The organism is Sphingobacterium sp. IITKGP-BTPF85, from assembly GCF_001006065.1.
GTDB classification, from domain to species: Bacteria; Bacteroidota; Bacteroidia; order Sphingobacteriales; family Sphingobacteriaceae; genus Sphingobacterium; species Sphingobacterium anhuiense.
In genome coordinates this window covers 19,379-34,060 of sequence record NZ_ASZT02000001.1, presented here as the reverse complement: position 1 = coordinate 34,060, position 14,682 = coordinate 19,379, and the positions used below count along the sequence as shown (strand labels likewise).

Here is a 14,682-nt window from a genome sequence, read left to right as displayed (position 1 = left end):
CATTAGTTATCCCATTGACCTCTTAATAGAGGAAATTAGGTCATGAGCATCCAGTGGTTTCTTCAATTTTGCATCAAAAAGATTTACCTGCTTTTGTTCAGCAGCTTCGAGATACATACTGTCTGCCGTAAAAACAAATACCCTAACTAGTTCCCATTCTTTTTTTGCTCGTATCTTATTTAAAATTCCCCAACCGTCAAGATCAGCCATCCTTAAATCTGTGATTACGACATCAACGTCATTTTCATCCATATATGCAAGTGCAACATGACCTTGCTCAAAGATATGTACATTAGGAAAATCTTTAAAATAGTGATTCAAGTAAAGAACATTAATCCTATTATCATCAATGATCACAATCTTCATTTCTTGAGGAAGATCTTCCAATGTATACTGTATAGCGGTGGTTTCTAATATTTTCGTTTTTTCGACAGGAAGTACCAAAGTAAATGTAGATCCTTTTCCTAATGTGCTGACCAAATCAATATTGCCCTCCATTTGTTGGGCAAATAATTTCGATATATATAACCCCAGCCCAAAACTACTTGTTTGCTTCTTCGCTCCGGCCATATAGTACTGACGAAATACCAGCGCCTGCTCTTCTTCTACAATACCGATACCACTATCCTGAACAGCCACAAATAGCGTTGTTTTTCCATTTTTCAGCTTCAGAGAAGCGGTGATACTAACTTCCCCCTGAGAAGTATATTTAATGGCATTACTGATCAGATTAGAAACGATCTGCTTCATTCTAAACTCACTGCTATAAATTAATAATGTAGGGTCTATTTCTATTTTTTTAACAATAGAAATATTTTTATTTTGGGCTTGATGGTTGTGTAAATTGAGAATATTTAGTAATAATTGGTGCGGTGCAAAATAATCATATTGTACATCCATTGCCCCAGCTTCCAACTTACTCAGGTTTAATATATCATTGACAGTACTGTTGATAACATCAATTTCGTGCGAGGCCGAGTTAAGATACTCTGGATGAATCAGTTTGCTATCATTATTTTTTCGCAATATGCTAATAATACCCTGCAATGCATTGATAGGAGATCTTACCTCATGACTTACACTCGCTAAAATAGTCGTTTTCTCAGCAGCTACCTGTGATGCATAATCCTTCTCCTCCTGCAATTTCCGTTCATAAGAAACGGCATTCGACTGATAGAAGAAAATCAGAATAATTGACAGTCCAATTATGATAAAAGATCCAATAAGCTGATTTCTAAAATTATGTGTACTTTCTTTGTATAATGCCAAGTCTTTTTTTTCTGCTTTTCGTAGTAGCGCTAACTCGTGACTTTTAATCACATCAATTCCCTTCCTCAGATTATCCAGTAAGTTTCTATTTGCCAGCACCAGTTGCTTTTCTTTATCTTGAAGAGCAACAAACTTTTCTTGGAGGTTCTTTAAATTTTGACGGTAAACTTTTTTATTTTGCTGTATCAGATAGGCTATATTACGGGAAATTACATCTTTTTGCAACGTATTAAAATCCTGTGTAATCGTCCTAGGGACAAGCGTATCATTTTTAGCTTTAAAAATACGTTTAAAGAGATTTTCTTTTTTTCGGATTGTCGTATCTTTCGTTAATGTATTAAAGGAGGTGTCACTCATTATCCTCTTCACAATCGAATCGACCTGCTCAAACTTCGGATCCCTTAATAATGTTTTATTGGAGGAAGATAAAACAGACAAGGAGTCCTTTGTAAAGAATATGAGTTGATCTACTGTCTGCTTTAATGTCGCAAATTCTTGTGAAAGCACCTTTTTTTGCTCCATATCTTCTGCACTCACCTGCATTAAATTTTCCTTCAAAGGCAATTTCGACAATGAGTCTACAGAATACCTAATTGTATCCAATTTATTTTTGTAAGCTGAAAAAGTAGGCTTGTCAAAATTCACGGTATACAACCTGAAAAGGTTTTCGGCTTCACTATATACGGAGAATAATCGATCAAGTCCAGAAGATTGTTTATATGAAGATGCATATGCAGCATCAAGACGTTCTTTTACCTTTTGCTGTTCATAATACTGGTAAATAAAAATAACTCCTAAGTATATAAAAGAAGCAATAAGTGCTCCGATCAATAAAGCTCGAAGGAGAAATGTTTTTTTCTTTTTTAGTGTTGGCAAGAGTTCAGTATATTTTCTTCAGATGTATGGCAAGCGCAGGCATCGATACTCCATGCAGCATATTTTGCTGACATCAAATTATGTGAGCATTAAAATAGTAACAATAATAACTATTATAACTGTACAACTATGAAGATCGTTGGATAAAAAAGTGATTGTTTATAAATTTGTAGCTACCCCGCTACATAATAATAAATCACTTTAAACTTTTACGTACACAATAAGATTAACAAAACTTGTAAAACCTGATATTTCTAGACTTATGGATGTATTCATTTAATAAAAATATAACACAAAGGAAATAGAACCCCAGGGTCCCTTTAAAAAAGCCTTAAACACACTTATATTTGTTCTTAATAAGATAGATACTTCAATCCTAAACTGTACTCTTATGTATTTATAGCTTGTTAAATAACAAAAATCATTTATTATCATTAACCTTATAGAACAATTATGAAAATATTTTTTTTACTCATTATGACTAGTATTGCCATACTATTTACAGCATGCAATTCTAGCGAAACCATTGAACCAGAACAAGAAAATATATTAATTGGCACTTTTTGGCTTAGGAAAGATATCGCTTCCGAAATCATTTATGGTGGTGGTGACAATTACCTCAAACTAACATTTAAGAAAGATAATTATTATGAAATTGTTCGGGTTAAAGCTGATAAAGTCAATAGTCTCCAAGAAGAGGGTACTTATACCCTTACAGATAATAAAGATGTTATCCTTACTACAGAAAAAAATGAACAAAAAACCTCTCTAAGATACGTACTAGTAAACAACCGAACATTACATCGAGTCACAGAAACTGGAGAAATTCTTACCAATGCATACGAAGCCTATATTATGCAATAGAACACGATAATTCATCGAATTCAATTATCCTGCATTATTTATACATAACCGAAAATGCAAAGCCCCAACAAGTAATTACTTTCTTGGGGCTTATTATTAAGAGGGAATAGTTCATTTATCTTTTCCTCCTTTAAAAGCATATAGACCTGTGTTGGTGAAATCGCATCAAGCATTTCTAGCGATAGGATAGATCGGTACTTCAGAAACTATTTTATCCATAATTTCCATGTCCAAAACTTCATTATCCAGTATTTCGAATTCTGAATTCTGCGACTTAAATTCAGGAACTATTTTTTCATATGTCTCACGAGATTCATAAAATCGGGTAAAATAGCATGCGGACCTACTATATGTTGACACAAATAATTAATTCGTTCTACTTTTTGCGACAAATCGTCGTGATTTACCTTCGCGATCATAATTTTGGGATGATGAGTCTTTATCGTATTCTCATTATTCGCAAGAAGCTCTTCATAGATCTTCTCTCCGGGGCGTAACCCAACGATTTTGATATCAATATCTTCTGGATAACGATAACCTTTCAAATTAATCATACGTTTTGCCAGATCGATGATACGAATTGACTTACCCATATCAAACACAAAAATCTCTCCCCCTTTTCCCATCACTCCAGCTTCTTGAACCAATTGACAAGCTTCTGGAATTGTCATAAAAAATCGGGTGATATCAGGATGAGTCAATGTCAATGGCCCGCCTTGCTCCATCTGTTTCTCAAAAAGTGGGATTACCGATCCATTAGAACCTAGCACATTACCAAATCGGGTAATGATAAATTGAGTATCGGATTTTCCACTGCAACTGCTCACATATATTTCAGCCATGCGCTTTGTTGCTCCCATAATATTAGTCGGGTTAACCGCTTTATCCGTGGATACCATGACCATTTTTTTAACCCCATATTTCATCGAGAGGTCTACAACATTTTTACTTCCTAGCACATTTGTCTGTATTGATTCGTATGGATTAGCCTCCATTAAGGGCACATGTTTATAGGCCGCCGCATGAAATACCAAATCCGGATGATACTCTGCAAATATCTTTTGCATGAAAAAATAATTACGCACATCTCCAACAACACAATGTAAATGTTCAGGATAGCTGCATTTTATTGATTGTTGTATATCATACAAAGGAGATTCAGCTTGATCTAATAAAATCAATTTTTTATAAGAACGTCGGGCAATTTGCCGAGCAAGCTCTGAGCCAATTGATCCTGCTGCACCTGTCACCAAAATTACTTTACCTTCCATCTCGGCTTCTATCTCCTGGTGATCCAGTTTGATAGGCTTACGTCCCAATAAATCATCAATTTCTAAAGGTCTGATCTCACGATTCACTCTTGAATTAGGTAGAATACGCGCAGGAGACATGATTTTAAGTTCAAGACCAAGCTGATGAAACCAATCCGAAACATATTGCAAACGTTCCGGATCATTATTTTCTACAGCAATAATCACATCCGTTATACGGTTTCTTTTAATAAAATCTGATGTAATTTCAGTTATATCCAGAATTTTTAAACCCGCAAGCCGTTTACCGACTCGATTTAACTGATCCTCTACAAATGCAATTACATGATATTTCACTTGAGGGTCTTCTTTCAAAAGAGAATAAGTTGAGAGTCCGGGACGAGAAGCACCAAAAATCAAGACGTTTTCCAACTTTCTGGCAGATAATGAGAGATATTCAAATACCGTACGGTAAACCACACGAGAACCGATCATGAACACCAGTAATATACAGAACTGCATGGTCAATAGTCCATAAGGTAATCTCAGGTAATCTGACACCGTACTTCCCCGCTCTACAACAGACCTGACGATAATCATGAATAGCATCAGCACAATATAAGCAGTTGCTGTAGTTTTAAATATTTTAATTACATCTTGAATACCCGTCTGGCGTACAATCCCTTTAAAAGTACTGTTGCTAACAAAAAAAGTAAAATATACGAAAAGAATAATGATTAGCTTTTTCAACATCATCGAAACATCAGCAAACCCTTTCAAGTCATAGAGTACATAAATAGACAGTACATAACTGACAAATACAATAAACATATCGATTATCAAAATAATCCAACGCGGATGGTCTCGATATAAATGTCTTTTTAAATCTCCAAAAAAACTTATCATAATCTTATTGCTAACAGTTCACTTTTATTAATAGGATATGGTTAGTAAAGGGTATTTAGATGACCCTTAAATGGCTCCTATTCAATATTATAATTCACACCACCAATACTATAAAATTGACAATCCTCGTATATACATTTTCACATATTTATTAATTATTAATAAAACCGGTTCACTTTTATTATGCTTCTAGCGAAGTGGCAGGGTTAATAACAAAAATCTTACAAAAAGGTTTTTGATTTAAAAACTTTACTAAATAAAATTCTAAAAAATTTCTTTATCAAGGCTTTAACTGTTTAAACAGTTATATTATCATCTTTTCAAACACATTTCCTCACAAGTAATGTTGGCACACTAATTGAGAACATTTATTTACAATAAATTGGGGAAAATAACGTTGTGAAAACAGGCTTTGAGCTCATATTTCAATTTTGCTTAATATGCGAATATTTGTCAGATCGCAACGTACTTTAATCTATACTATCGAAAAACAATTATTACTAAAATCACAGATGTCTTTTTTTAGCAATCTATTCACAAAAAATAAAAATACCGCTTCGGTCCGATCCATATCACAATTGGATTTTCTTGAAGTTGACATGCATAATCATTTACTACCGGGCATTGATGACGGTAGCACATCAGTACAGCAATCATTAGGCTATATTAAGGAATTAAGCAGCCTTGGTTTCAAAAATTTATTTGTACTCCACATATCATGGAGGGTGTACATCCTAATACTAAATTTAGCATTGGACAAGCCCACCATGCACTAAGCGAAGGATTAAAAAATTCAGGAAGCGATGTGGAGATTTTTGCTGCCGCAGAACACATGATCGACGACGGCCTTTATGCACTGGTTGAGAGCAATGATTTGTGCTTAATGCCTGGCGGATATGTTTTGATTGAAATGTCATACCTTTCCGAATCGAAGGCTTTATTTCAGACCATATTGAATATTCAAAAATTAGGTTACAAACCTATATTGGCACATCCCGAACGCTATAATTATTATCACAGCAATTTCAACATTTACAAACAGATAAAAGATGCTGGATGTTTTTTACAATTAAACCTTTTATCTCTGAGCAGATATTATGGTGTCGATGTAAAAGCCATTGCCATGACACTTGTCAAATCGGGCATGTACGATTTTGTCGGAACTGACCTTCACCATGATAAGCACCTTCGTTCATTAAAAGATATTATTGAAAAATATCCTGTACGGGAAATGCTGAAAACCTGTACAATTTTAAACCCGACCTTACTTGATCATATCAATGCAGGCAAAGGGCAGCATATCATCGCCGGATAAATAATCTGAATAACATATAAAAAGGAGCTTTATACTAACGTGTATAAAGCTCCTTTTCATTAACAGCGTATATGCGATCACAGATATTCCTTCCGTAGCAGATAATCCACAACCTGACTAGCCCCAAATGCACTAAGATGATGTTTATCAAACATGTAAGACATCCCCATTTCCTGAGAATTGTGCTCTATTTCTCTATGTTTATAAATATCAATATAATGTTGCTCCGGGATAATTCGTTTCAGAAATTCATTAACTTGTTGCCCTTCGTCTAGAATAAATTGCTGCTCATCTAGAACAGGGTTAAACATTTTTTTTAATGCAACCTGTCGGTAAGGAACCCGATAAAGTTCGGTTTGTCCGATGAAATAATACTGTAGCCCATAACTATCAAAGAGCGCAGTCATCTGACTTAAACCTTGCTTTATTTCTTTAGGTGTATAGTTCATTTCCTCATATGTATTCATTAACCAATGAACAGAAATAAACACCTTATTGATTTTATTCTCATTTTTAGGCAGGAACTCGGTATAAAAATAGTTCCATAACTGAACTGACTTATCATAACCTTTTGGATCTGGAAAAGAAAAAGTTAAGCTTAAACTCATCTCCAGCAGATTTTGATCTTCCGTCAAGAAATTTCTAAAAGCCGTAGAAAGCTGGACGGCATGGCTATCCCCGATCAATAGAATATTGCATCAAAACATCAAATTTTCAATAGAGTATAGACCAAGAGGATTACTTTTACAATGCTCATCTATGAAAGTACAGAAGGCGTCTTTACAAGAATATGGTTGATAGATACGAAAGACAAAATAGCATATAAGAGCTCACTTCATACTTTTTTACAATCATTATATTAAAATTGTTAAAAAATATATGCTCTAAATTTCTCTTTTAGTGCAGTATATTAGGTGTTTTCCCCAACATATGAATAGTTTGCTACACAACATAATGATTCCAAAAATATAGCTAATCAAAGCAATAAAAAATTATTGAGTCGCAATATTTTATTATTTATTCAGATCATTACATCACCTAACAGCGTCCTCCTTGACTTACAATAATGTTGACCCATTAGATCAAAATCAGTATGAATTTAAATGTCGATTTTAATTAAAAAAGTTTTTTCAGCAGCTTTTTAGGAAAAGAATTTTGGGACATAACTTTTCTTTCTGTAGCAGTATCTCCAAAAAAATAAAACATTTTATAGAGATAAAGAAGATAATAACCTCAAGAGAGCATCTATTTTTAAAGCAGTTCATTATGAATTAATACTAAACTCAGCAGGTACGTAAATAACTATATTCTATACATATAGAAGTGCTAGAAATACAATTGATGATTATACGGTTTATACAGAATAAACCATCAAGCACCTTTAAAACTATTATATTAAGTTATCAACAAAATTTAAATCAAATTCATTTAAACTTATAAAAACAATTTTCCTAACAAAGGCTATATGTATGTGACCAAAGAATTTGTTCGCTATAAGACCATGACCTTGATGCTACACAAAGATGGCCTAACCTCTGACTTCAGATCTAACCTAAATATTATGGAGTGACTATGATATAATTATTCGAATAAGTTTTTAATATATTCTCTAAAACTATCATTCATAGAAAAACGCAGATCATCTATAGCTCCACTTTACCTGAGACAATCGCCGCACTTCTTTATCCGTGTTCATTTACATGCTACCACAAACAAGTGCTATCTTGATTTGACCAAGAAAAGAACTATTTTTTAATGTAGTTCCGACCATTACATTTACAAAGACATCCCAGACCATGCCTATTGCCTGATAAGCAAATAGATCAAACGAAAAGAGAACAATAAGGATTAAAAAACTATTTTTTGCATAAGTTAATTAATTTGGTAAGTTAATATTAGTTGCTAGATGTTCGGTGGTAAAATAGATTTCGATATATATTCAACAAGAATTTAACCACGAGTATTTGGACTGCTACCAATAATAAGATGGAAGAGAATACTTAAGGGGTAATTCACTTTTTGTGAAATACCCCTAATTTCTAAATTAATGGTTCCCATGTAAAAACCGGATGAAAAAGGATGTTTTAAGGTCATATCAACTCACCCTTTCATTCCAATCGTTGTACATAAGCTTTTCTATGATGTATCGTAAGAGCATTTCCCACCGGTTCAAAAAACCTGCCTCATTACCCCAAGACCAACCAGCTACTTCATTTTCAAATCTGTACCTGCAATATCTTCCCAGCGATAATAATGGAAAGTTTTATCATCACTCATCGCAACAAAAAGACCATGTTTAAATGTATCATTTAATTTAACCGATACAACCTCCGAACCATCACTTTGTGTAGCCATGACCGGCACCGTTTTCAAGTGCTTATGTTCAAATGGATTTGTCTTAGTTCCTTCTCGGCTAAAAATCTGAAAACGATTTGCCCCTGATCCGAAACCAATATATATCCCGTACTATCGGTCAATTTATAAATAGAAATACCTTCATGATCTTCTTTAAAACCTTCAGTTGCAAATAAAGCCAGTTGCTCATTTCCTTTTGCAGGATCTGCATAATATTGCTTTACTCCCACCTGTTCATCCGAATAGTAGATATATCCAAGTTCATTATCCACCGCTATTGCCTCGATCTCCTTCTTTCCGCTAAAAGAACCAAATTTGCGGACAAAAGTTGCCTTTACTGCACCCGAACCATTATCCTCTAATAGGTATTGCCACAGATAGCCATCCTTAGGACCATTTTTCCGCCCCACAATAGCATAAATCTGTCCTTTGGATGAAGTATACAGCGCAATGCCCATGAGATCCCTAAAATCAGGCGCTGTTTCACCTGCAAACATATCCAATCCGCCTGATCAATAGGCTTCATATCAGGGAGCGAAAATATCCGCAATTTATGCGTCATACGTTCTGTTGTTACAGCAATATCAACAGGCTTACCATTCAAGATCAACCCATAAGCTACATCCACATTATTCGGGCGCTTCAAATTGGGCACGACCTTATCCTTTACAATTTTACCTGCTAGGTCGTAGACAAAAAGCGCTCCATCAGCATCTTTATCCGTTGCGATCACTAAACTCTTACTTGGATCAGCTTTATTGATCCAGATCGCAGGATCATCGGAATCATAACGCACCGCATCGGTCACGAAAATTGGCTTAATGGTATCTGTAGCAACAGCATTAGTTTGTGGATTATTGCAAGCCACCTGAAATATCGCTGATACGATCAAAGAAATAGATAGTGTTGTTTTTAAAGTTATCATGTTGAGTAATTAAAATTTTGTTCCAAAAGCACCTGCATAAACTGCGGGTGCAGGCGAGTTGTAGGTTAATCCATTTGACATGACCAGTCCGGTAATGAAATGTGGTTTAAAAGATAAAGTTCCAGATTTTAGGGCTGGAGAATTCCCTTGAAGGTGAAAGTCCCAAGCCGAATCAAACACATAGTTATTAACCGAAGTCTCCAAAGGATAAGTTACAAATTTCGGATTGTTCTCTCCCGCTAGTTTACCTCTAACATCATTTGATCCTGCTACAATATCATTCTTTCCAACCTGAAACTGATCTACAGTTAATTGATCTTGACCAAAGTACCAGTTATTACTAAATATTGAGCGATTATCTTCCGGTTTTTTAGGATCCCGCTTGACGCCAAATCGGGTATTGGCAAAAAGGTTATTGTAGATCTCCACTCTTACAGATGCCTCTATCCATATTGAACCACCTTTGGCAGTAGGTCTGCGCCATCCCGTATTAAGCATTGTATTATTATACACCATAATGTATGCTTGAGGAGTCTTGTCACCCGAATTGGAAAGCTTTAAAGCATTCGTATTCACACTGTAAACCAGATTGTAGGCGACATCGGCAATAGAACCAGATTTAAAGTTCATCGCCTCACCACCTGTCACACCATTTGAGAAAAAGCGATTATTAGCAAAGATAATTTTCCCACCTTCAATATATGTACAGTCTTCATGAAAATGACTGATCGTACTATTCTGGACCACTAATTTCCCGTCAGCATTGGAAAACCAAAGCGCAGGTAGTGCCTCTCCCGATACTTTCTTATACAAACCCATCTTCACAGAAGTTGAAGCATCTGATGTAATCGCACCGCCATATTCCAGAACGGTATGATCTAAAACCAGCTCTTGACAACTCGGAGCCGCTAAAATTCCACCCCAAAGTTTTCCAAATTCATTGGTTTTAGTTTTATACTGTTCTTCTACGGTAAACCTGATTGGATTATCATCTGTTCCGAGTGCATACAAGTTGCCCAAGACCACAATTTCGGGTTTATTCTCAGCATCCATCAAAACTGTAACCCCCTCTTCGATGGTCAATGTTTTGCCTTCGGGAATAATAATATCTCCTTTTATATGTTGCACACTGCCTTTACTCCATACTCCGGATACTTCGCCGATAGCACTGCCATCAGCCTCGCTCGTATCGACGTCAATATTCGCTTTTTCACATGCCGTTAGCATTAGAAAAACATGCTAGACACGATAAAATCATGTTATTTTTCATTGTAACAAATTGTTTAATTGTCATAATTGATTTGTTTTCTAACCACGATTAGGTCAAGATTGTTAAATAAAATATTGATGCTATCCGATTATTTATTAAATGAGTAACGCAAACCAAGGATATAATTTTGACCGTAAAGATCTTTTCTGATAAGCGTATTACCACCTTCCGTTAGCTTCTCCGCAATCTTTTCATTTTCAGGATTCACTCCCTTTACATACAGTTCCATCGGAGTATTCAAAATATTGTTGGCTTTGGCAAAAATAGCCCAACCCGCCTTAAATTTCTTTTCAATAGAAGCATCCAGCTGCACAAATCCTTTTTGCCATAGATCATCATTCAAAAACTGCGATACGGTATTGATGCGATCACCAGTGTAAGAACCAGCCAATTGTCCCTCCCAGCCTTTATTCGCATCCTTATACAGTAAAGATAGATTGGCTATATGTGCCGCCTGCCCGTATAAAGGACGTGTTTGGTCAACAATAATAGGTTCTGGATCTTGTGTCGTTTCGTTTATTCTACGTGACATTTTCGCGGTAGTAATACGCGAGTGTGTATAGGTATAATTCGCTTTTATCCCGAACTTTTGGATGTACTTGATGTAATCCACTTCGATTCCAAAATTATTTGCATTACCAAAATTACCCGGTGTGTAATACACATCCTGCTTGCGGACTTCATCTGGCTGAAACGTATACTCGATCGGGTTTTTAATCTTTTGTAGAACATGCCAACAAAAATTGTGACGAAGCCTCAGGAAACAATTCATAACGTAAATCAAAATTATCCGCAAGCGCATGTTTTAGATCTGGATTTCCTCTTTCTAAGAACTCTTCATTCACGACAGAGGAAGGAACGATTTCATAAAAACCGGGACGATTCAAAGCGCGATAATAAGCGGCATGAAGTTGCTGTTTCTCATTCAAATGATACTTGACGGTCAAACTTGGCAACCATTCCGTGTAGACTTGAGATCCTTCTGGTCTCTTTTCGCCTGCAGGAAACAGTAATTTATAATCTTGATTGGTATGTTCCATACGGACCCCTCCGATCATTTGGAGTTTGTCACTTTCATAATTGAACATCCCGTACACTGCTGTAGTTTTCTCATTGGCATCATAAGTCAAGGGATTAGCAACGGCACCGGTGGGATTGGTCACGGTCAAATTCAGTTCCGTATAATTTTGAAAATCTACACCATATTTATACTTTGCCTCTTCCGCAGATGCAGGAGAAAGGTTGTAATTGTTATAGAAACTACTCCGTTGTTTATCACGGTATACCCCCCCTGTAGACAACTCCAATTTACCATCTGTCATGGGTACTTTATAAGCCACATCCCAGTATCCCGCATAATCATTGTCAGTATTCCGTTCCCAACGGTAGGTAACAGGTGATTTATTAACAAGAGAAGTGCGCTTACGTTCAAAATTCTCTTGAATACCATCTAAACTTATCGTGGTATTTTGAGGCAATTGATTACTAGCAGATGACAGCGCACCCGACCATCTTACATTCAATCTATTATCCATAAAACGATGATCACCCTGCAAAGTTCCGTTATAGATCTGTTGCTGTGTCTTTCGACTTCGCGTTACATAGGTCAATTCTGCCTTTCCAATATTAGGATCATATTGCCCATTATAGATGGTATTGACCGCATCACGAAGTTGCGTATTATTCAGATTCACATACATTTGATAGAAGCTCAAACGATGATTGGGATTAAAACGATAGTCGATTTTATTATGTAGACCTAAGCGTTGCTGCTGTTCATCATACTGACGATCTTGTTTCTCAGTAATAACTGCATTCGGATTTACGCCGACTACAGCAGATTTGTAAAAAATAGAGCGGCTTCCGCGGTGCAGATTTTGATAACTTGCCCCCAAGATTATACCCAGCTTATCATCCAGATAGCGGTTCCCGAAAGTTAAATTACCAACGACATCTGGCGAAGGTTTTTTATAGGTATAGTCTAATACCCCTTTATTAAAATCTGCTGCAGTCGCATTGTAATTTTTACCATGAAGTTCATAAGGTGATTTGGATGAAGTTCCACCTGCAGCGAAACTTCCGAAGTCCTGATTAAAATAACGTTGACTATCCCGTCGCCAAATTAGCCTGTAGTAATAATTTGCTTGGCGCAGCTTTCATAACCATATTCACAACACCGCCAACAGCATCTGCCTCCATATTTGGTGTAAGCGATTTGTATACTTCCAGACGTTCTAACATATCTGAAGGAAACAAATCCAATGGTACGTAGCGATACTTATTATCTGGGCTTGGTACTTTTACACCATTGACCAAGGTTGTGTTATAACGCTTATCCATACCTCTTAAAATGGCATACTGCCCTTCTCCATTAGAATTCCGTTCTATAGAAACCCCCGATACGCGTTGCACAACGTTTGCGACCGTGATATCTGGAGAAATCTCAATAGCTCTAGCCGAAACAACATTCATGATCTGCGATGCGTTCTTTTCCAGCCGTCTCGCACTGGGATCATCATCACCGCCGTTTCGCTGTCCTTTGATCGTTACCTCCATCAATTTTTGATCTGTAGAAGTAAGTTGAAAAATAAAATGGGGAGTATCTTCTTTTTTAATTTCGATTTCCTGGGTAAATTCGGCATAGGCCATATGTCTAATATGTACTTTGACCTTTCCTGCGGACAGTCCCTTTAATTCAAATGAACCATCCAATTGTGTTTTGGTAGATAGTCCGCTTTGTTCCAAAAAACAGTGGCTCCAGTTATGGCTTCACCGGTTTGACCATCCAATACTTTACCTTTGATTTTGGTTGCATATGCTGCACTGACCGAAATGCTGGAGGCAAGTAATACCGTTAAAAAATTTTTCATTTTGCTTAGATTATATATGAATCTTTGATCGTTGAGCAAATATGACATCCAATTTCAGTTTCACAAAATAGCAAGCGTTACAACAAGGAAACAAAGAGATTTACGGACTATACAACAAGGAAACAAAATCAATCAACAAACTATTAATCAATCGATTAATAGAAAAATAAACGCCATTACCATTCCGTTATCGTTATGTTAAGAAATTATGAAATACTGAGTAGGTAACCTGTAAGATCTTCACCTTGTTCCAATTTTAACTTTTTTCTCAGGCGATGTCTAGCCACACGAAGGCTATCTTGTGATATCCCCAAAAGCACAGCAATATCCGTGTTGTTCAAATTTATTTTAAGCAATGCAATCAAGCGCATATCGGCGGCAGTTAAATCTGAAAACCGTTGTACTAGTTTTTTAAAAAAACTATGATGTACTCTTTCAAAAGTCACCATAAATTCTTTCCAATGAATACCCTGTGTAATATTTTCATTGATCTGCAAAACCAGATCGTGCATTTGCTTTTTTTGATCCCGTCGTTCATCCTTAACCATTACTTTTAACTCATCTCGGAGCTGTTCCAAAAATTGGTTATTACGGATTAAATTCAAAGTATGCGACGTCAACTCCTTTTCTTTGAGCGTCAGCTCCTGCTTAAGCTGTTTATCTTCGAGCAACTGATTTTTAAGTGCAATTTCTGCTAATTCCCTTTCCGCTTCTTGCTTTCGCGACTCGGTCATCTGATTATTGATCTTTATTTTTTGACGGCTATACAGCACATACGATAA

The 14,682-nt window shown here is 36.1% G+C and carries 14 protein-coding genes; 2 read left to right on the top strand and 12 right to left on the bottom strand.

Features of this window, described 5'->3' with window-relative positions:
- Positions 1-6: 6 nt before the first annotated feature.
- Positions 7-2,145: a hybrid sensor histidine kinase/response regulator gene (locus tag L950_RS00130; protein WP_021190033.1), complete on the bottom strand. Its 2,139-nt coding sequence runs from the start codon at positions 2,143-2,145 to the stop codon at positions 7-9.
- A 453-nt stretch (positions 2,146-2,598) separates the two neighbouring features.
- Here L950_RS00130 and L950_RS00125 point away from each other — a divergent pair, with 453 nt between their 5' ends.
- Complete coding sequence (locus tag L950_RS00125; RefSeq protein WP_021190032.1) at positions 2,599-3,009, top strand: copper resistance protein NlpE N-terminal domain-containing protein; 411 nt, start codon at positions 2,599-2,601, stop codon at positions 3,007-3,009.
- A gap of 287 nt (positions 3,010-3,296) precedes the next feature.
- On the opposite strand, the gene L950_RS00120 is transcribed toward L950_RS00125, so the two are convergent.
- Complete coding sequence (locus L950_RS00120) at positions 3,297-5,090, bottom strand: nucleoside-diphosphate sugar epimerase/dehydratase (protein WP_231576718.1); 1,794 nt, start codon at positions 5,088-5,090, stop codon at positions 3,297-3,299.
- A 793-nt stretch (positions 5,091-5,883) separates the two neighbouring features.
- Here L950_RS00120 and L950_RS00115 point away from each other — a divergent pair.
- Positions 5,884-6,480: a tyrosine-protein phosphatase gene (locus L950_RS00115; RefSeq protein WP_021190030.1), complete on the top strand. Its 597-nt coding sequence runs from the start codon at positions 5,884-5,886 to the stop codon at positions 6,478-6,480.
- A 77-nt stretch (positions 6,481-6,557) separates the two neighbouring features.
- On the opposite strand, the gene L950_RS00110 is transcribed toward L950_RS00115, so the two are convergent.
- From L950_RS00110 to L950_RS25550, 10 genes are all read right to left on the bottom strand, one after another.
- The gene (locus L950_RS00110; RefSeq protein ID WP_021190029.1) at positions 6,558-7,166 is read right to left on the bottom strand and encodes an SGNH hydrolase domain-containing protein; all 609 of its coding nucleotides are present in this window, start codon (positions 7,164-7,166) and stop codon (positions 6,558-6,560) included.
- A gap of 1,519 nt (positions 7,167-8,685) precedes the next feature.
- Positions 8,686-8,835: a hypothetical protein gene (locus L950_RS31290; protein ID WP_031288301.1), complete on the bottom strand. Its 150-nt coding sequence runs from the start codon at positions 8,833-8,835 to the stop codon at positions 8,686-8,688.
- A 14-nt stretch (positions 8,836-8,849) separates the two neighbouring features.
- Positions 8,850-9,293 (bottom strand): phytase, encoded by a 444-nt coding sequence (locus tag L950_RS34750; protein WP_262506922.1) that lies wholly within the window; start codon positions 9,291-9,293, stop codon positions 8,850-8,852.
- The gene (locus tag L950_RS34745; RefSeq protein ID WP_031288297.1) at positions 9,194-9,760 is read right to left on the bottom strand and encodes a phytase; all 567 of its coding nucleotides are present in this window, start codon (positions 9,758-9,760) and stop codon (positions 9,194-9,196) included. Before L950_RS34745 ends, L950_RS34750 begins: the two co-directional genes overlap by 100 nt.
- Before the next feature lie 9 nt (positions 9,761-9,769).
- The gene (locus L950_RS00090; RefSeq protein WP_021190028.1) at positions 9,770-10,987 is read right to left on the bottom strand and encodes a right-handed parallel beta-helix repeat-containing protein; all 1,218 of its coding nucleotides are present in this window, start codon (positions 10,985-10,987) and stop codon (positions 9,770-9,772) included.
- A gap of 131 nt (positions 10,988-11,118) precedes the next feature.
- Positions 11,119-11,694, bottom strand: a complete 576-nt coding sequence (locus L950_RS31285) for a TonB-dependent receptor domain-containing protein (protein ID WP_231576717.1) — start codon at positions 11,692-11,694, stop codon at positions 11,119-11,121.
- Between the two features lie 49 nt (positions 11,695-11,743).
- Complete coding sequence (locus L950_RS31280) at positions 11,744-12,925, bottom strand: TonB-dependent receptor domain-containing protein (RefSeq protein WP_231576716.1); 1,182 nt, start codon at positions 12,923-12,925, stop codon at positions 11,744-11,746.
- 211 nt (positions 12,926-13,136) lie between these two features.
- Complete coding sequence (locus L950_RS31275; RefSeq protein WP_231576715.1) at positions 13,137-13,742, bottom strand: TonB-dependent receptor plug domain-containing protein; 606 nt, start codon at positions 13,740-13,742, stop codon at positions 13,137-13,139.
- Positions 13,721-13,900 carry a hypothetical protein gene (locus L950_RS31270; RefSeq protein ID WP_021190027.1) on the bottom strand — a complete coding sequence of 60 codons (180 nt, stop codon included), beginning with the start codon at positions 13,898-13,900 and terminating at the stop codon, positions 13,721-13,723. Before L950_RS31270 ends, L950_RS31275 begins: the two co-directional genes overlap by 22 nt.
- A gap of 206 nt (positions 13,901-14,106) precedes the next feature.
- Complete coding sequence (locus tag L950_RS25550) at positions 14,107-14,634, bottom strand: helix-turn-helix transcriptional regulator (protein WP_197086142.1); 528 nt, start codon at positions 14,632-14,634, stop codon at positions 14,107-14,109.
- Between the last annotated feature and the right edge of the window lie 48 nt (positions 14,635-14,682).

What these genes read in the sequence shown, in the direction of transcription:
- L950_RS00120 (WP_231576718.1), bottom strand. Translation starts at nt 5,090, where the DNA reads ATGTTTATTGTATTTGTCAGTTATGTACTGTCTATTTATGTACTCTAT.
- L950_RS31270 (WP_021190027.1), bottom strand. Translation starts at nt 13,900, where the DNA reads ATGAAAAATTTTTTAACGGTATTACTTGCCTCCAGCATTTCGGTCAGT.
- L950_RS00090 (WP_021190028.1), bottom strand. Translation starts at nt 10,987, where the DNA reads ATGCTAACGGCATGTGAAAAAGCGAATATTGACGTCGATACGAGCGAG.
- L950_RS34745 (WP_031288297.1), bottom strand. Translation starts at nt 9,760, where the DNA reads ATGATAACTTTAAAAACAACACTATCTATTTCTTTGATCGTATCAGCG.
- L950_RS31290 (WP_031288301.1), bottom strand. Translation starts at nt 8,835, where the DNA reads ATGGCTACACAAAGTGATGGTTCGGAGGTTGTATCGGTTAAATTAAAT.
- L950_RS34750 (WP_262506922.1), bottom strand. Translation starts at nt 9,293, where the DNA reads ATGGGCATTGCGCTGTATACTTCATCCAAAGGACAGATTTATGCTATT.
- L950_RS00115 (WP_021190030.1), top strand. Translation starts at nt 5,884, where the DNA reads ATGGAGGGTGTACATCCTAATACTAAATTTAGCATTGGACAAGCCCAC.
- L950_RS00125 (WP_021190032.1), top strand. Translation starts at nt 2,599, where the DNA reads ATGAAAATATTTTTTTTACTCATTATGACTAGTATTGCCATACTATTT.
- L950_RS25550 (WP_197086142.1), bottom strand. Translation starts at nt 14,634, where the DNA reads ATGACCGAGTCGCGAAAGCAAGAAGCGGAAAGGGAATTAGCAGAAATT.